Origin of the sequence: Nonomuraea sp. NPDC049625, assembly GCF_040675285.1 — a bacterium.
Lineage (GTDB): Bacteria > Actinomycetota > Actinomycetes > Streptosporangiales > Streptosporangiaceae > Nonomuraea > Nonomuraea angiospora_A.
Genome location: NZ_JBFAOQ010000002.1, coordinates 1,290,762 through 1,308,027, shown reverse-complemented (window position 1 = coordinate 1,308,027; position 17,266 = coordinate 1,290,762). Strand labels below are relative to the sequence as shown.

The following is a 17,266-nucleotide window of genomic DNA, read 5'->3' as shown; positions in this document are numbered from 1 at the left end:
AACTTTGGCGGATCCGGGGGCATCTAACCCGCCGTGGAGGCGCTGATCGCGGGGGATCCGCAGCAGATCGGGGACTACTGGCTGGCCGGGCGGCTCGGCGCGGGAGGTCAGGGGGTCGTCTACGACGCCTACGACCCCGACGGGCGGCGGGTGGCGGTGAAGGTGCTGCACGCGGCGGGCGATCGCGGGCGCTTCGCCAAGGAGGCGGCCGCGGCGGAGCGGGTGGCCTCGTTCTGCACCGCCCGGCTGCTGGCGGCCGATCTCGACGGCGGCAAACCGTACCTGGTCTCGGAGTACGTGCCGGGCCCGAGCCTGCGCGAGGCGGTACGGGAGGGGCGGCGCTTCACCGGCGACGACCTGCATCGGCTGGCGACGGCGGTGGCCACGGCGCTCACCGCGATCCACGAGGCGGGCGTCGTCCACCGCGACCTGAAGCCGGACAACGTGCTGCTCGGCCCGGACGGGCCGCGCGTGATCGACTTCGGCATCGCCAGGACGGTGGAGATGTCGCTGACCAGGACCGGCGAGCTGGCCGGAACGCCCGGTTACATGGCGCCCGAGGTGCTGACCGGGCAGCGGGCGGGGACGGCGGCCGACGTCTTCGCGTGGGGCGCGATCATGGTGTTCGCGGCCACCGGGCAGGACGCCTTCGGCGGCGAGAACCTGGGCGGCGTCATGCACCGCGTGCTGACGCACCACCCCGACGTGAGCGCGCTGCCCCCGGGGCTGGCCACGCTGATCGAGGCCGCGCTGGAGAAGGATCCGCGGGCCCGGCCGTCCGCCCGCGACCTGCTGCTGGCGCTGGTCAGCGGCGACGGGTCCGACGTGGGCGGGCTGCTGGCGGCCGGCAGCCGCCGCGCCGGGGGGATGCGGGCGCCCGACCGGGACGACCCCGCGCTGGGCGCGATCGCCGAGGACGCCTACGGCTCGCTCGGCCCGGAGGCGCGCGACCTGGCGGCCGAGGTGTTCCTGCGACTGGTGGCGGTGAACGCCGAGGGCCAGGAGACGCTGCGGCGGGCCGGCCACGAGGAGTTGTTCGGCGGCCGGCCGGACCACGAGGCGGCGGCCGTCCAGCGGATCCTGGAGGCGTTCTCGTACGTGGTCACCACCAGGGACGGGTCGGTGGCGCTGGCGCGTCCCGGCCTGGTGCGGGCCTGGCCGCGCCTGCGGACGTGGATGGAGGCCGAGCGCGCCGGGCTGGCGATGCTGGACGAGATCAACGCGGCGGCGCGGCACTGGGAGGAGCACGGCCGGCGCGACGGCGACGTGCTGCAGGGCAGCCGCCTGGAGCAGGCGCTGAGCTGGGCGGCGACCGGCCGCAGGCACCTGACGCTGACCCCGTTCGAGCGCGATTTCCTGCGTGCGGGCACCGAGCTGACCAGGAGGCGCAGCCGGCGCAGGACGCTGGTCACGTCGGCGCTGGCCGGGCTGCTGGCGGTGGCGCTGGTGGCGGGCGGGCTGGCCGTGTGGCAGCGCCGGCAGGCTGTCGAGCGGCTCGACATCCTGACCGCCAAGCAGGTGGCGGCCGAGTCCGACCGCATGCGCACCGCCGATCCGGGCCTCGCGATGCTGCTCAGCGTGGCCGCGTACCGGGTCTCGCCGCAGCCGGAGGCCCGCTCCAGCCTGATGGGCTCGCTCCAGCAACTGGAGACGGCCGCCTTCCGCGACCCCCCGGTCAAGGGCATGGGCCGGCGGACGCTGAGCCGCGACGGGCGCACGCTGGTCAGCTTCAGCGAGGGCGGCGTCAACGTCTACGACGTGCGCACCGGCAGGCGGACGGCGAGCTGGCCCGGCATGACCCTGCGCGGGACGATCATCCAGGGCCCCGCGCTCAGCCGCAGCGGGCGCCTGCTCGCCCAGACCACCTCGGACGAGCTCGGCGTCTGGGACCTGAAGACCGGCAGGACGCTGGTGCGCAGATCTCTTGAGCCGACCGGGAACGGCGGCTACGGCGTCGTGTTCGGCGAGCACGAGACGACGCTCGTCGTCACCATGGCCGACGACGTCCCCTTCCTCATCGACGTGACCACCGGGAAGCAGTTCGGCCGGCTGGTCTACGCGGACCGGACGATGGCGCAGACCCCCGCGCCGCTCGTGGATCCGACGGGGAGACACCTGCTGCTTCCCGGCTACCGGTTCGACCAGATCGGCCTGCCCGGCTGGACCACCGAGCGCCCCTTCCCCGCCTGCGTGAGGAACCACGTCCTGGCGGCCTACAGCGCGGACGGAAAGACCCTGGCCTGCTCCGACGTCGCGGGCGACATCGTCCTAGTGGACGCCGTCACCGGGCGCCCGCACAAGCTGAAGGAAACGCTGAACTGCGGGATCTGCCACGACTCCGGACGGCTCCGGTTCAGCGCCGACGGGCGCTACATCGCCGGCTTCTACGGCCGCGACCTGGAGGTCATGCGGATCAGCGACCAGCGGACCGTCCTGCGCTACCGCGCCGAGGGCGAGTTCGGCGACGTCCGCTTCGACCCCGACGGCAGGACGCTGCGTTACCTCGTCGACGACACCGTCATCAGCGTGGACCTCGTGCCGCGCACCCCGTCCGTCGCCGTGCCCGACACCCCGACGCTCAGCCGCGACGCCCACTGGGCGGTGTCCTGGACGAACGGTGCCGAGCTGAGCGTGTTCGACCTGCGGACGCGTAAGGAGGCGGGCCGCCTGCGTGTCGGGGAGGAAGGGTCCATCCTGGGCATGGACGACGCCGGCACCAGGCTGGCCGTCGCCGGCATGGACCGCACGATCACCCTGTGGGACCTGGCGAGCAGGAGGAAACTCTGGTCCAAGCGGGTGGGGGAAGGCGACTACCAGCCGGCGTACGTCAACTTCACCCCCGACGGGCGCAGGATCGCCATCACCCTCCTGCTGGGCGAGAGTCCGTTGATGAGCGTGGTCGTGCTGGACGCCGCCGACGGCCGCGCGGTGGCCGCGTACAAGACCCGGCTGAGCATCGGCCCCTTCCTTCCGGGACGGCAGGTGTTCGTCTCGGGGGACGGCAGGCTCGTCGACGTGATGACCGGCAAGGCCGTCGGCTCCGGGCTCGGCGACGCCGGCACGCTGGCCGTCAGCCGTGACGGGCTCCTGGCCGTCCAGGAGTCCGCCACCCACCGGATCGGGCTGTGGGACGTCAAGGGCCCGACCCCGCTGCGTCCCGTCCTGCCCCGCGCCGCCGGCGCCAGCGACGTCATCGTCTTCTCGCCGGACGGCAGGACCCTCGCCACGTCCACCGACGAGGGCGTGCTCGAGCTCTGGGACGTCCGGTCCAGGCGCCGGCTCGGCAGCTCGTACCGGGTCGGGGAGTTCGCCCCCTCGTCCATGGCCTTCGGCGCCGACGGGAGCGTCCTGTACGTCGGCATGCAGGACGGCCTGGAGGCCGGGGCCGTGCGCGAGGTGCCCGTCGGCGACGCGCTGATGATCGGGAAGGTGTGCGCGCGGGCGGGTCGCACGCTCACGCCCGCCGAATGGGACCGGTACCTCCCGGACGTGCCGTACCAGGACGTGTGCGCGGCCCGGTGACAGAGTGCACGCCTATTGCTCTTGCGAACTACTCGCAATTAGGCTTCGCGTATGCATCACGACGGACCTGGCATCACCGCGATATCCGCCCAGATCATCGACCTCTACCAGCGTTGCTACGCCGCCCCGCCGTGGTCGGAGACTCCCGAGCAGCTCGGCCGCTACCCCGCCAAGCTCGCCGCAGGCGCCGCCAAACCGGGTTTCAGCGCGCTGACCACGACCGATGACGCCGACCGGCTCACCGGCGTCTGCTACGGCTGGCCGACCCCGGACGAGCTGAGCGGCAACCGCGTCTATGACGCCCTCGTCACGGCCTTCGGCCTGCCCGCGGCGACCGCGCTGACCCGCGGCGCCTTCGAGGTCGTCGAGCTCTTCGTCCACCCCGGCCACCAGGGCCAGGGGATCGGCGCGCGGCTGCTCGACGGGATGACCGCCGACCGGCCCTCCGCCTGGCTCATCACCGACCCCGGCGCGCCCGCCGCCGGCCTCTACCGCAGGCTCGGGTGGCGGGAGGCAGGCCCGCTGCCGGCCGGCTTCTACCCGCAGTCGCGGGCGTCGGTCTTCACCCTGACCCGTCCGGACGCGTGATGCCCGGGTCTAGATCCAGCCGCGCTCCCGGGCCGCCAGCCCCGCCTGGAAGCGGGTGATGGCGTTCAGCTCCTGCATGACGGCGTGGATGCGGCGCTGAACGGTGCGCAGCCCGAGCCCCAGCGCCCGCGCGATGGCCTCGTCCGTCAGGCCGCCCGCGAGCAGCGCGAGCAGGTCCCTGGTCGGCTCGTCGGGCTCGCCGGGGCCGGCGGCGGGCCGGGGCTCCCCGCGCAGCGGGAACCCCCGCCGCCACTCGAGCTCGAACAGCGCGATCAGCGCGTCGAGCAGGGCGGACCGGTGCAGGATGAACGCCGCGTCGATGGAGTACGCCCCGTTGCGGATGGGGATCAGCGCGAGCGCGTCGTCGGCGATCCACATCTTGGCCGCCGCCCCGGCCACCACGCGGGCCTTCTCGCCGTGGGCCACGGAGTCCTGGACGAGCCGCAGCTTGCCGGGCAGCGCCAGCGACTCCAGGTCGTACACGCTGCGGTAGTCGATGCCCGACCTGAGCATGCGCCGCTCGCGCTCGACGTTGTCGGCGTGGCCGCGCATGACGTACGGGGGCTTGTCGATGTTGCGGAACATGGTCTGCGCGCTGTCCTGGAGCGCGTACGCCCTGCTGATGATGTTGTCGGTCCCCGTGACGACCTCGACCTGCTCGGCCGGGTGCGCCGCGTAGCGGGAGGCCAGGTGGAACGACGTGGTGAGCTCGTGGATGGCCGTGCGCACCTGGTGGAGCTCCTCCTCCTGGCGGGTGAGCAGCGGCCTGAAGGCGATGTCGGGGGCGACGGCGACGTAACGGGCGCGGCGGCCCGGCAACCTGCTGGCCAGGCCGCGCCGCGCGAAGGCCGCCAGCGTCCGGGCCGCCAGGGGCGTCGAGACGCCGCAGTGGGTGGCGAGTTCGGCGGCGGATGATCGCGGGTTCTCGACGAGCGTCGCGTACAGGCGGCTCTCTGCCGGTGACAGGCCGATCGCTTTGAGCATCGGCGACGCCCTTCCTCCCGCCGCAGGGATGGCGGGTTACCGCCACCTGGCGGGTTTTGGCCCGTTCGGCGGACTTGTGCCCTGACTCAATCCCAGATTAGGTCAGCGAGGAAACGATCTCCGGCGTTTCCCAGGTCTGGAGAAAGGTGTGCGTATGCTGTCCACCCCCCGGCGCCGCGGACTCGTGGCCTTATTCGCGTCCTTACTCGCGGCGCCGCTCGCCGCGGTCCCGCAGGCGGCCGTCGCGGCGACCGTCACGACGGCGACCACGACGGCGACCACGGGGGCGGCCACGAGGGCGAACGCGCCGGTGACCGGCCTGCCGGCGGTCAAGATCACGCTGATCACCGGGGACACCGTCACCTACGCGAAGGACGCCTCGGGCCGCGCCTCGGCCACGCTGGAGCCCGTCGAGGGTGCGGAGGCGCGGACGTACCAGGCCCAGCAGGACGACCACGGCTACTACGTGATCCCCGCTGACGCCGCCCCTTACGTCAGCGGGGGCCTGCTGGACAAGGAGCTGTTCAACGTCGACTACCTGGCGGCCAACGGCTACGGCGACGCCAAGACCGCGCAGCTGCCGCTCATCGTCCAGTACCAGCCGCAGACCAAGGCCGCCGACCTGGCGGGCAAGGCCAGGTCGCTGAAGGGCGGCACTGAGCCGATGGTGCTGGAGAGCATCGACGGCGCCGCGATCAAGGTGGACAAGAAGCAGGCCGCCGCGTTCTGGCAGTCCCTGGGAGGGGGCCGGAACGATGCCAGGGCCCTGACGAGCGGCCTGCGCAAGGTGTGGCTCGACGGCAAGGCCAAGGCGCTCGACGACGTCAGCAACCCGCAGATCGGCGCCCCCGCGGCCTGGGCGGCCGGCTACGACGGCACGGGCGCCAAGGTCGGCATCATCGACAGCGGCATCGACCTGGCGCATCCCGACCTGCAGGGCAGGATCGTCGCGTCCCGCAACTTCGTCCCGGCCGGCATGCCGGGCGGCGGCAACCCCGACGAGGTCACCGACCGGGTCGGTCACGGCACCCACGTGGCGTCGATCATCGCCGGCAGCGGCGCCGCCTCCGGCGGCAAGTACAAGGGCGTCGCCCCCGGCACCAAGCTGACCATCGCCAAGGCCCTGGACGACACGGGCAGCGGCAACAACTCCGAGATCATCGCGGCGATGCAGTGGCAGGCGGCCACCGAGCGCGTCCGGGTGGTCAACATGAGCCTGGGCAGCAGCAACCCGACCGACGGCACCGACCCGCTGAGCCAGGCGGCCAACGAGCTGACCGCCGAGTACGGCACGCTGTTCGTGGTCGCCGCGGGCAACTCGGGCCCCGGCCGGTACACCATCGCCTCCCCCGGCGCGGCGACCTCGGCACTCACCGTCGGCGCGGTGGACTCGGCCGACAAGATCGCTTCGTTCTCCAGCCGCGGCCCGCGCCTGAGCGAGGACTTCGCGATCAAGCCGGAGATCACCGCGCCCGGCGTGAACATCATCGCCGCGCGCGCGGCGGGCACCTCGCTGGGCGAGGGCAGCAGCGTCCCGGGCGGCGGCCCGATCGACGACAACTACACCGCGGCGTCCGGCACCTCGATGGCCGCCCCGCACGTGGCCGCCTCCGCCGCAATCCTCGCCGTCCAGCACCCCGACTGGACGCCCGAGCAGCTCAAGACCGCGCTGACGGGCACCGCGAAGCCGACCGACGGCACGGTCTACGACCAGGGCTCGGGCCGGCTGGACATCGGGCAGGCCGTCACCCAGCAGGTCTTCGACGACCTGGCGACGGTGCACGCGGGGTTCACCGACCCGTACACCGGCCAGACGCTGGCCAGGAAGGTGACCTTCCGCAACACCGGCAAGGACCCCGTCACGCTGGCCCTGTCGATGACGCTCAAGCGTGGTGACGCCCAGCCGCCCGCCGGGATGGCCACGCTCACCCCGTCGTCGCTGACCGTCCCCGCGGGCGGCACCGCGAGCGCGGACCTCACCATCGAGCCCACGCTCGGCGACCCCGGCTGGTACGAGGGCCGCCTGACGGCCACCGCGGGCACGACCCGGTTGACCGCGCCGATCGCCCTCCACAAGGGCGCCAAGCTGGACACCGTACGCGTCAAGCTGGTCGGAAAGCCGGAATGGACACTCAACCCGGGGGTCGTGACCGCCCTCCGGGTCAGCGACACCGACCCGCTCCTCCAGGGCGAGCCGATGACCACGGCCACCGCGAACTGGCGGACCACCGACACGCCCGGCACGGTGGAGACCGAGCTCAAGCTCGCGCACGGCGGCGTCTACTCCATCGGCGACATGCCCTGGTGGTACACCAGGCCGGACCGGCAGATCCAGTACGCCACACTGCTCGCCCCCGAGATCAAGCTCGACGGCGACACCACGGTGACCCTGGACGCGACCGAGCTCGAGCAGATCCAGGTGACCACGCCGCGCACGTCGGAGCCGGTGTTCATGAACCTGATGGTCGCCCGCACGACCGCCTCGGGCCAGATGTACGCGGGCGCGTCGCTCCTCAGCTACGAGCCCGTGAACCGGGGCAGGTTCTGGGTCACGCCGGTGCGCAAGGCGCCCACGGTGGGCACCTCCACGGTGCTGTTCGACCAGATCCGCCGGGCGCCCGAGGTCGAGCTGGCCGTGCCGGGGCTCCGGCTCAACCCGCACTACGTCAGCGAGCACGACCCGCTGGTGCCGAAGTTCGCCGCCGACCAGCGCCTGAGCCTGACCACGGGCGACGACCTGCGCGGCGGCGCGGACGCGCGCGGCAAGCTCGTCTACCTCCCGGCCAGGGACTCGCTCGACCTCTTCACGGCCGACGTGGACCTGGCGATCAAGGTGGGGGCCGCCGGCGTGGTCACCAGCGACCGGTTCGCCTGGCTGCTCAGCGACTCGCACTACACGGACCACAACAAGATCCCGGTGCTGTGGATCGACAGCGGCGAGGCGGACCGGCTCGGCAAGGCCCTGGCCCGCAAGCCGTACCCGAGCGCCGCCCTGCGCGTCACGCCGACCACCCCGTTCGAGTACAAGCTGGCCTACTACGTGAAGGGGACCACGGCGGGCAAGCTGAGCTTCGCCCCGAAGGCGCGCGACCTCACCGAGATCGACACCACCTACCACGCCCGGTTCGCCCCCCAGCCCGGCCCGTGGGGCCCGTACACGAACTTCACCGAGGTCAACCACACCTACAACCCCGAGCAGCGCTTCAGCATCCGCGGCTCGCATGCCTTCGCCGGGCCCACGGCGAGGACCGAGTACTACAACGCGCCCGGCCGGGACGTGCTGTGGGAGCGTGAGTTCACCTTCATCGACCCTGCCTCGGGCGGCGCGCGCTTCGCCGCTTCGGCCCGCGGCTTCAACCGCGCGACCAAGGAGCGGGAGGACTGGAACGAGGCCATCATGCCCTCGCAGTTCGCGGCCGGCGCCGGCCTGCCGGACTGGGTCACCCCCATCATCTACTGCGACGGCTGCCGCCAGGGCGACCGGCTGCGGCTGCGCGCGCTCAGCCCGATCGGCTTCGGCTACTACTCCGACGCCTCCGACCCGAGCCACATGTACCAGGGCGCGCCGGGGACCGAGGAGCTCCGGCTGTTCAGCGGCGCCGCCGAGGTCAAGCCGCAGTACGACGACCTGGGTGTGCCCTACTACGGCGTCCCCGCCGGGTCCGGCACGTATCGGCTGACGAGTTCGTGGAAGGACGCGTTCCCCGGGAAGCACGCCGGCACCGGTGTCGAGACCAGCTGGACGTTCCGCTCCGCCCGCCCCACGGGCGACAGCAACCCCTACCCCTGTCTGGACTCCGTGCTGTGGGAGGACAAGCAGCCCTGCGCGCAGGTGCCGATGATCCGGCTGCGGTACGAGCTCGGCCTGCCGGAGAACGACACGGTCCAGGGCGGCCGGCCGTTCGCCTTCACCGTCAGGACCGAGGGCGGCCGCTCGTCGTCGCTGCGGGCGGCCTGGATCTCCGGTGACAAGGGCGCGCACTGGACCCGGGCCACGGTGCTGCCCGGCGGCAAGGTGCTGGCGCTCAACCCCAAGGGCCCCGGCAGCATCTCGATCAAGGTCGAGGCGCAGGACAAGGACGGCAACTCCGTCCAGCAGATCCTGTCCGACGCCTACCTCGTGAAGTGAGGGCGGTAGCGGGGGCCGGGACACCCTGGCCCCCGCTACCTCGTGAAGTGACCGCGGGAGCGGGGCCGGGACGCCCTGGCCCCCCCTCTCAGCCGCCGGGCCCTCTCCGCCGGATGGGAGCGGCGTCGCCGTTCCGGGGCAGATCGCCGCGCTCCACCGGGGCCGGTGGCGAGGGAGCAGGCGGGCCCGTGCCGGTCGCCGGGCGGGCGCCCTGCGCGGCCCGCTTCAGCACCGCCCGGTCCACCTGGCCGACCGGGCAGATCAGCCGGATGTGGTGGTCCTTGCGCACGGCGACGTACTCCTGCTCGCCGCCGTTCACGACGTACCAGCCGCCGCCGTCACGCTCGCACGTGCCCGTGCGCACGTACGGCCCGCGGTCGATCCGCAGCTCCACCCGCTTGCCGTCGGGCGAGGTGTAGACCGCGCCGAAACCGTCGTCGTTGATCACGCCGACCGACTGCTCGGACACTTCGTACCCGGGCAGGTCCACCACGTACATCAGCTCGGGAGCCGCGCCCTGCCGCCGGGCCAGGTCGATGGCCGCCCGGCTCGGCTCGGTGCCCCGGCGCGACGACACGATCAGGGCTTGCGCGCGATGCCGCCGAACATGAGGCGCTGGCCCACGGTCAGCTCCTCGGGGACGTCCACCTCCGGACGCCACAACGGCAGCGGCACGACGCCCGGCTCCACCAGCTCGAACCCCTCGAAGAATCCGGTGATCTCCGCGACGGTGCGGAACCTGCCGGTGCCGAGGAGCGCGAGGTACTGCTTCTCCGCGTCGCGGGACTCCTGGCTCGAGTCGCAGAAGTGGGTGATGAAGAGGTAGCTGCCCGGCGGGACGGCGGCCATGTACGCATCGACGATCCCCTGCGGGTCCTCGTCGTCGTGCAGGTGGTGCAGGATGCCGACCAGCATCACGCCGACCGGGCGGTCGAAGTCGATGAGCTGCTTGACGGCCTCGTCGCCGAGGATCGCCACCGGGTCGCGCAGGTCCGAGGTGACCACCGCGGTGCGCTCGTTCTCGGCCAGGAGGGCCCGGCCGTGGGCCAGCACCATCGGGTCGTTGTCGACGTAGACCACGCGCGCCTCCGGGTTCGCGCGCTGCGCGACCTGGTGGGTGTTCTCCACGGTCGGCAGCCCCGAACCGAGGTCGATGAACTGCGTGATGCCCTGGTCGATCATGAAACGGACGCCGCGGTCCAGGATCTGGCGGTTGTAGGCCGCCACGTCGTAGATCTCCGGGATGACCTTGACGATCTCCGCGACGAAAGCGCGATCGACCTCGAAGTTGTCCTTGCCGTGCAGGACGACGTCATAGGCCCTGGCGATGCTGGGCCTGGTCGTGTCGATCGCGCTCTTCCACTCATCCGACTTCTCGCCCACAGGTGCCCTTCCTCACGGAGTCGATCATCAGGATCATAGGGCGGATCCGGACCGACAAATGCGCTTATCACCGCATTGTCGCCAGCCGTCTGCTTCGCCGCGCGGCACGCCGTACGCGCCGCGGCCCCGGAAGACGGCTTCGGCCCGGCCTCCCGGTCTAAGCTGATCACCGCGGTGAGCGAGCTGGCCCGCGACTGCTACGGACAGGGGGGCTGGTGGTCGAGCAGCCTCGGCATGGGCGGGGGGCGGTGTGAAGTCCGTCCCCGATGAGCCGCTGCGGCGGATCCGCACGCTGGAGGGCGAGCTGGCCGACGCCCGCCAGGACGTGCTGGCCCTGGTCGCGGAGCTGGAGGAGCGCGACGTACGGCTCAGGCGGGCCCACCGGGCGATCTTCCGCGAGCTGGAGGACGCCCTGCGCCCGCCGATCCCGCACGTGGAGCAGGCGCGGCTGGCGGTCTACTACTCCTCCTCCGAGGACGACGCGCCGACCGGCGGCGACCTCTACGACGTCGTGATCATGCCGGGCGGCGAGCTGCACGTGGTCGTGGTGGACGCGGCCGGCCACGGCGTGACCAGCACCCGCGCCGCGCTCAACATCATCCACGCCATCCGCGTGCTCTCCCTGGCCGGGCTGCCGCTGGAGAACGTCGTGGAGCGCGCCGCGGCCATCCTGCAGCCGGTCTACCCCGATCTGGCCGGCACCGTACTGGTGGCCCGCTTCGACCCCCGTACCGGCGTGCTCCGGGTGGCCACCGGCGGCCACCCGCCACCGCTGATCGTGGCGCCCGGCGAGCCGGCGACGTACCTGGAGGCGTGGGGGCGCGGCCTCGGCTACCCGGATCCGGGCAGCGACCACGTGGCCGAGCGGTGGCTGGGGCCCGGCACGCTGGTGCTGTTCTACACCGACGGGCTGGTGGAGGCCCGGCGCGACCTCAACGCGGGGCTGGACGAGCTGGCCGAGCTGGCGGGCCGGCACCGGGACCTGCCGGTGGACGAGCTGACCGACACCCTCGTACGGATGATGCGCCGCGAGGTGCTGCACAGCGACGACACCCTGCTCCTGGCCATGCGCTGGACGCCGGCGCGCGAAGGTTGACCTGGAGCGCGCTCCAGCAGGCAGGGTGGACCCATGCACAACGCCATGCGAACGCGCACCATCGGAAACCGCCAGGTCGGGGCCGTCGGGCTCGGCGCCATGCCCATGTCGGTGGCCGGGCACATGCCCGACGAGGACCAGTCGATCCGCACCCTGCTCGCGGCCCTGGAGGCCGGTGTCACCCTGATCGACACGGCAGACGCCTACACGCCTTCGCACGACGACGTCGGCCACAACGAGCGCCTGGTCGCCCTCGCGCTGGCCCGCTGGGGCGGTGACGCCGACACGGTGCTGGTCGCGACCAAGGGCGGCCACACCCGCGTCGCCGGGGGCGGCTGGTCCGTGAACGGCGACCCGTCGTACCTCAAGGAGGCCTGCGAGCGCTCGCTCAAGGCCCTCGGCGTGGAGAGCATCGGCCTCTACCAGCACCACCGGCCCGACCCGAAGGTGCCGTACGCGGAGACCATCGGCGCGCTGAAGGACCTGCACGACGCCGGCAAGATCCAGATGGCCGGCATCTCGAACGCCGATCCGGAGCAGATCAGGCTCGCCCACGACATCCTGGGTGAGCGCCTGGTGAGCGTGCAGAACGAGTATTCTCCGCGCTTCCGCTCCAGCGAGCCCGAGATCGACGTCTGCGCCGAGCTCGGCCTGGCGTTCCTGCCCTGGTCGCCGCTGGGCGGCATCGGCCGTACCGGGGAGCTGAGCCGGCGCGACGCCTTCACCGAGATCGCCGAGGCGCGCGGCGTGTCCCCCCAGCAGGTCTGCCTCGCCTGGGAGCTGGCCCGCAGCCCGGTCGTCATCCCCATCCCCGGCGCCAGCCGGCCGGAGACGATCCTCGACTCCATCGGCGCCGCCGGCCTGGAGCTCACCGAGGAGGAGCTGGCCCGCCTCGGCTGACCTCAGCCGTCACCATCCGAAAGTGACCGGGCCCGTCACGACCCGAGCGTGACCGGGCCCGTCACGAGCCTCGGGTGGACGGCGGCAGCGCGCGGGAGATGGCGCGGGCGCTGGTGCGCAGGAGCGGGGCGAGCGCGTGGGGCGACGTGCTGCCGTGGTGGACCACGAGGGACACCGCGGCCACGACGTCGCCCCGGGCGTCGTGGATCGGCGCCGCGACCGACAGGGCGTCCATGGTGACCTGCCGGTCGCTGACGGCGTAACCGCGGGCACGGGTGTCGGCGAGCGCGGCGCGGATCTGCCGCGGGGTGGTCATGGTCCGTTCGGTGTAGCGGGTCATGGGGCCGGCCACGACCTGCTCCTGCACCTCGGCCGGCGCGTACGCGAGCAGCACCAGGCCGACGCCCGTGGCCGTGAGCGCGAAGCGGCCGCCGACCCGGGTCAGCACGGGGACGGCCTTGCTCCCGGCGATCCGTTCGACGAACACCACCTCGGCGCCCTCCCGGACGGCCAGCTGCACGTTCTCGCGGGTGACCTGGGACAGGTCCTCCAGGTACGGGAGCGCGGCCTCGCGCAGGCCCAGACCGCGCGGGGCCAGCGAGCCGATCTCCCACAGGCGCAGGCCGATGTGGTAGCACCCGGCCGGATCCCGTTCGAGCGCGCCCCAGGCCAGCAGCTCGGCGGCCAGCCGGTGCACCGTGGAGACCGGCAGGCGGGAGTGCCGGGACAGCTCGCTGAGGGTGAGCGAGCGCCGGTCGGGCGTGAACGCGCCGAGGATCTGCAGCGCGCGGGCCACGACCGGGCCGGTGCGTTCGGCCGCTTGCCTGGGGGCTGGGATCTGCATCGGCGGCTCCCTGGTCAGAGTTCGAGGACCAGCTTGGGGCAGGCGGCGCGGGAGACGCAGACGAACATGGTGTCGTTCACCGCCCGCTCCTCGGAGGTGAGGAGGGAGTCACGGTGCTCGACCGCGCCGGCCAGCACCGCGGTCTCGCAGGTGCCGCACGTCCCCTCATGGCACGAGGATAGGACCTGCACGCCGGCCTCCAGCACGACGTCGAGGATCGAGCGGTCCGGGGGCACGGTGAGGGTGACGCCGGTGACGGCCAGTTCGACCTCGAAGGACTCCGTCCGTACGGGGTCGGCCGCCTCCTTGGGCTCGAAGCGCTCCACGTGCAGCGTGCCGGACGGCCGGTCCGCGCAGCGGCTCTCGACGGCCGCCAGCAGCGGGGCGGGGCCGCAGCAGTACACGAGGGTGTCCGGGGTGGCCCGCGCCAGGAGGGCGTCGAGGTCGAGCAGGCCGTGCTCGTCCTGCGGGCGCAGCTCCACCCGGTCTCCGTACGCGGCTTCGAGGTCGCGGCCGAACGCCATCGAGCCCGCCGTACGGCCGCCGTAAGCCAGGTGCCACCGGGCGCCGGCGGCGTCGGCGGCCCGCACCATCGGCAGGATGGGCGTGATGCCGATGCCTCCGGCGACGAACAGGTAGCGGGGCGCCGGGTGGAGCGGGAAGTGGTTGCGCGGGCCTCGGGCGAGGACCGTCGCGCCCGGGTGGAGATCCTCGTGCACGTACGCCGAGCCGCCCCGGCCGTCCGGCTCGCGCAGCACGGCGACGCGCCAGGTCGTGCGGTCGGCCGGGTCGCCGCACAGCGAGTACTGGCGGACGCGGTCGCCGCCGAGCACCAGGTCGATGTGCGCGCCGGGCTCCCACGCGGGCAGCTCGGCGCCTGCCGGGTCGCGCAGGTCGAGCGCGACGACCCCGTCGGCGACCGGGTCGCGAGCCTGCACGACCAGCTTGCGCTCAGCGCTCATCGGGCGGCTCCCGTCCCCGACAGGGCGTCCGGACGCGCCGCCCCGGCGTCGCTTCGCGCCATCCCGGCGTCGGTTCGCGCCGCCCCGGCGTCGGTTCGCGCCGCCCCGGCGTCGGTTCGCGCCGTTCCGGTGGGGGCGTCGGGTGGCGGCGGGTTCGTGGGGGTGTTGTGGCCGGTCGGGTGGCCGAGGAGCCATTCCCAGACCTCGACGGGCCCGTCGGCGACGTGTACGGCGCCGCAGTGGCAGGTGCCCTGGAGCAGGTCGCTCCCCGGCAGCCACACCACGCGGAGCAGCCCACGCCGGGTGGGCACGCGTCCGGGCTCCATGCCCGTCACGCCTGCCGGGCCGGGGCGCCCTGCCCCGCCAGTCCGGCCAGCATGCGCCGGGCCGCCAGCCCGCCCGTGTCGATGTTGATCGACAGCTCCTGGTAGCCCGCCGGCTCGGTCGCGATCACCCGTTCCAGCACGTCGAGCGCGGCCACGTCCTGCAGCACCACCGTGCGGTTCTGTTCGGCCAGGAAGTCGGACACGCCCTGGTCGTCCAGGGCGAAGTCGCGGGCCACCGCCCAGAAGTCGTGCGTGGAGTGCTCGGTCTCGGGCGTGATCGCGTACACGACCTCGACGTGGAAGGCGTCCGGGTCGCCGCCGCCGGCGTAGGGCAGCACGCCGAGCGGGGCGATGCGGGAGTGCAGCTTGTACAGGCACGGCGGGGTGTACTCGATGTCCTGCCAGCGCATGATGCGGCCGGTCAGCCCGGTGGACTTGGCGTAGAACGGCGGGCATTCGGCGTCGTCCATGTGGCGGCTGACGTGCACGATCCCGGCCTCCTCGTCCACCGTGGTGGTGATCGGGGTGGCGGCCACCTCGGGGGTGCCGATGTACCCGCCGTGCAGGTACGTCTCGTGCGACAGGTCCATGAGGTTGTCCACCAGCAGCCCGAACCGCGCCTGGAGCGGCTCCATCCCCGACACCGTCGTGTACTCGGGCGAGTCCAGCCAGGGCGCGCGCGGGATGCGGGCCGCGTCGGCCAGGGCGGGGTCGCCGATCCAGACCCAGACGAAGGAGTCCAGCTCGACGACCGGGTAGCTCTTCAACCGGGCGGTACGCGGCACCCTGGTCTGGCCGGGGACGGCGACGCAGGCGCCGTCGGCGCCGTAGGTGAAGCCGTGATACCCGCAGACCACCTGGTCCTCGACGAGCCGGCTGGGCGGCTGCGACAGCGGGAACCGGCGGTGCACGCAGCGGTCGGACATGGCGGTGACGGTCCCGGCGCGGGTGCGCCAGAACAGGATGGACTCGCCGCATATGGTGCGGGTGAACAGCTCCTGGCCGATCTCTCGCCCGTACGCGGCGACGTACCACTGATCGCGGGGGATGCTCGACACGGCGACTCCTTCGTGGTGCGGCGGCCGGTGGGAACGATGGTGGCTCGGCCGCCCGGAGCGCGGAACAACGATTCCCGGATGCCGGAAAACTCGCTCTTCCCGAGTGCCGGATTCTTCTTTATCCTCATGCTCAAGCAGTCTGTGAACGTTCACAGTATGCATAAGGCCGCTTTCGCCCCCCAAAGGCGCATTTTTCGGCCAGCTCGTCGCCACATGCGTCCGTGAACGTGCACACAGTCCGGAATTCGGCTCTATCAACGGGACCGATCATGACCACGTACCACTTACGAAGGATCCGGGTCACCCTCCTGCTGACACTCGCGGCGCTGATCGCGGTCGCGCCGGCGACGCCCGTCCAGGCCGCCACGCTGAGCATGCGCGGCGCCGACATCTCCTCCCTCCAGCGGAGCCTGGACCTGGGGGCCAAGTACTACAACGCCTCCGGGACGGCCGCCGACCCGCTGGACATCCTCATCGGCGCCGGAGTCAACTACGCCCGGCTGCGCATCTGGAACAACCCGGCCGGCGGCTACAACAACAAGGCGAAGGTGCTGGCCTACGCCAGGACGGTCAAGGCCAAGGGCCTCGGCCTGATGATCGACTTCCACTACTCGGACACCTGGGCCGACCCGGGCAAGCAGTTCAAGCCGGCGGCGTGGGCCAGTCACGGCATCGCCCAGCTCCAGACGGACGTCTCCAACTACACGTACGACATCTGCACCAGCCTCAAGGCGCAGGGCACCACGCCGGACAGCGTGCAGATCGGCAACGAGATCAACGTCGGCATGCTCTGGAACGACGGCAAGGTCATCAACAACGACTTCACCAACCTCAGCCTGCTGCTCAAAGCCGGCTACAACGCGACCAAGGCGTGCAACAGCGGCACCCAGGTGATCATCCACACCGCGGACGCCGACAGCCTCGCGAACGCCCGCTGGTTCTACGACGGGATCCGCGCCAAGGGCGTGCCGTGGGACATCACCGCCCTGTCGTACTACTGCATGTGGCACGGCTCGCAGTCCACCCTGTCCAGCGTGATCAACGACGTGCGGACCCGTTACGGCAAGCCCGTCATCGTGGCGGAGACCGCCTACCCGTTCACCGCGAACAACGCCGACAGCGAGCCGAACGCGATCAACGGCTCGGCGCCGTGCTCCGGCTACCCGGCCACCTGGGCGGGGCAGGCGAGCAACTTCACCGCCGTCCAGAACACCGCCCGCAACGCGGGGGCGATCGGCGTCTTCTACTGGGAGCCGACCTGGTACGCCATCCAGGGCAACGGCTGGGACCCGGCCAACATCAACGGCACCGGCGACCAGTGGGACAACATGGCCACCTTCAACTGGACCGGCGGCGTCAACCCCGGCATCAGATGGACCCCCTAGCCTGACCCGCTCCCCGGCTCGATACGGCGTCGAGCCGGGGTCCAAGACGTCCGCAAGTGAGCGCCAAGACGTTCAGGAGAAGCCTTCCG

The 17,266-nt window shown here is 72.3% G+C and carries 13 protein-coding genes; 6 read left to right on the top strand and 7 right to left on the bottom strand.

Annotation, left to right across the window (positions count from 1 at the left end):
- Nucleotides 1-33: 33 nt before the first annotated feature.
- A complete protein-coding gene (locus tag AB0J87_RS13375; RefSeq protein ID WP_363964967.1) occupies nt 34-3,522 on the top strand; it encodes a WD40 repeat domain-containing serine/threonine protein kinase in 3,489 nt (1,162 codons plus the stop codon).
- A gap of 51 nt (nt 3,523-3,573) precedes the next feature.
- Nucleotides 3,574-4,110 carry a GNAT family N-acetyltransferase gene (locus AB0J87_RS13370; protein ID WP_363964965.1) on the top strand — a complete coding sequence of 179 codons (537 nt, stop codon included), beginning with the start codon at nt 3,574-3,576 and terminating at the stop codon, nt 4,108-4,110.
- Nucleotides 4,111-4,119: 9 nt separating this feature from the next.
- Here the strand turns inward: AB0J87_RS13370 and AB0J87_RS13365 are convergent, their stop codons facing one another.
- The gene (locus tag AB0J87_RS13365) at nt 4,120-5,094 is read right to left on the bottom strand and encodes a helix-turn-helix domain-containing protein (protein WP_363964963.1); all 975 of its coding nucleotides are present in this window, start codon (nt 5,092-5,094) and stop codon (nt 4,120-4,122) included.
- A 154-nt stretch (nt 5,095-5,248) separates the two neighbouring features.
- On the opposite strand from AB0J87_RS13365, the gene AB0J87_RS13360 reads away from it, so the two are divergent.
- Nucleotides 5,249-9,223 (top strand): S8 family serine peptidase, encoded by a 3,975-nt coding sequence (locus AB0J87_RS13360; RefSeq protein WP_363964961.1) that lies wholly within the window; start codon nt 5,249-5,251, stop codon nt 9,221-9,223.
- A gap of 88 nt (nt 9,224-9,311) precedes the next feature.
- Here AB0J87_RS13360 and AB0J87_RS13355 read toward each other — a convergent pair whose 3' ends face one another.
- A complete protein-coding gene (locus AB0J87_RS13355) occupies nt 9,312-9,800 on the bottom strand; it encodes a hypothetical protein (RefSeq protein WP_363964959.1) in 489 nt (162 codons plus the stop codon).
- A gap of 2 nt (nt 9,801-9,802) precedes the next feature.
- A complete protein-coding gene (locus AB0J87_RS13350; protein WP_363964957.1) occupies nt 9,803-10,606 on the bottom strand; it encodes an SAM-dependent methyltransferase in 804 nt (267 codons plus the stop codon).
- 250 nt (nt 10,607-10,856) lie between these two features.
- Here AB0J87_RS13350 and AB0J87_RS13345 point away from each other — a divergent pair, with 250 nt between their 5' ends.
- On the top strand, nt 10,857-11,702 hold the full coding sequence (locus AB0J87_RS13345) for a PP2C family protein-serine/threonine phosphatase (protein WP_363964955.1): 846 nt from the start codon (nt 10,857-10,859) through the stop codon (nt 11,700-11,702).
- Between the two features lie 45 nt (nt 11,703-11,747).
- Nucleotides 11,748-12,602 (top strand): aldo/keto reductase, encoded by an 855-nt coding sequence (locus tag AB0J87_RS13340; protein WP_363964953.1) that lies wholly within the window; start codon nt 11,748-11,750, stop codon nt 12,600-12,602.
- Nucleotides 12,603-12,663: 61 nt separating this feature from the next.
- On the opposite strand, the gene AB0J87_RS13335 is transcribed toward AB0J87_RS13340, so the two are convergent.
- The 4 genes from AB0J87_RS13335 to AB0J87_RS13320 are packed head-to-tail and all read right to left on the bottom strand — an operon-like array spanning nt 12,664 to nt 15,792.
- Nucleotides 12,664-13,446, bottom strand: coding sequence for an IclR family transcriptional regulator (locus AB0J87_RS13335; protein ID WP_363964951.1), 783 nt, complete (start codon nt 13,444-13,446; stop codon nt 12,664-12,666).
- A gap of 14 nt (nt 13,447-13,460) precedes the next feature.
- Nucleotides 13,461-14,408 carry a PDR/VanB family oxidoreductase gene (locus AB0J87_RS13330; protein ID WP_363964949.1) on the bottom strand — a complete coding sequence of 316 codons (948 nt, stop codon included), beginning with the start codon at nt 14,406-14,408 and terminating at the stop codon, nt 13,461-13,463.
- Nucleotides 14,405-14,719 carry a hypothetical protein gene (locus AB0J87_RS13325; protein ID WP_363964947.1) on the bottom strand — a complete coding sequence of 105 codons (315 nt, stop codon included), beginning with the start codon at nt 14,717-14,719 and terminating at the stop codon, nt 14,405-14,407. The genes AB0J87_RS13330 and AB0J87_RS13325 overlap by 4 nt, the downstream gene beginning before the upstream one ends.
- Before the next feature lie 20 nt (nt 14,720-14,739).
- Nucleotides 14,740-15,792 carry an aromatic ring-hydroxylating dioxygenase subunit alpha gene (locus tag AB0J87_RS13320; RefSeq protein ID WP_363964945.1) on the bottom strand — a complete coding sequence of 351 codons (1,053 nt, stop codon included), beginning with the start codon at nt 15,790-15,792 and terminating at the stop codon, nt 14,740-14,742.
- A gap of 269 nt (nt 15,793-16,061) precedes the next feature.
- Between AB0J87_RS13320 and AB0J87_RS13315 the strand changes: the two genes are divergently transcribed.
- Nucleotides 16,062-17,177 (top strand): glycosyl hydrolase 53 family protein, encoded by a 1,116-nt coding sequence (locus AB0J87_RS13315; protein ID WP_363964943.1) that lies wholly within the window; start codon nt 16,062-16,064, stop codon nt 17,175-17,177.
- The last annotated feature ends 89 nt before the right edge of the window (nt 17,178-17,266 follow it).

Coding starts and splice junctions, on each gene's coding strand:
- AB0J87_RS13370 (WP_363964965.1), top strand. CDS start 3,574: ATGCATCACGACGGACCTGGCATCACCGCGATATCCGCCCAGATCATC.
- AB0J87_RS13365 (WP_363964963.1), bottom strand. CDS start 5,094: ATGCTCAAAGCGATCGGCCTGTCACCGGCAGAGAGCCGCCTGTACGCG.
- AB0J87_RS13360 (WP_363964961.1), top strand. CDS start 5,249: ATGCTGTCCACCCCCCGGCGCCGCGGACTCGTGGCCTTATTCGCGTCC.
- AB0J87_RS13340 (WP_363964953.1), top strand. CDS start 11,748: ATGCGAACGCGCACCATCGGAAACCGCCAGGTCGGGGCCGTCGGGCTC.
- AB0J87_RS13335 (WP_363964951.1), bottom strand. CDS start 13,446: ATGCAGATCCCAGCCCCCAGGCAAGCGGCCGAACGCACCGGCCCGGTC.
- AB0J87_RS13330 (WP_363964949.1), bottom strand. CDS start 14,408: ATGAGCGCTGAGCGCAAGCTGGTCGTGCAGGCTCGCGACCCGGTCGCC.
- AB0J87_RS13315 (WP_363964943.1), top strand. CDS start 16,062: ATGACCACGTACCACTTACGAAGGATCCGGGTCACCCTCCTGCTGACA.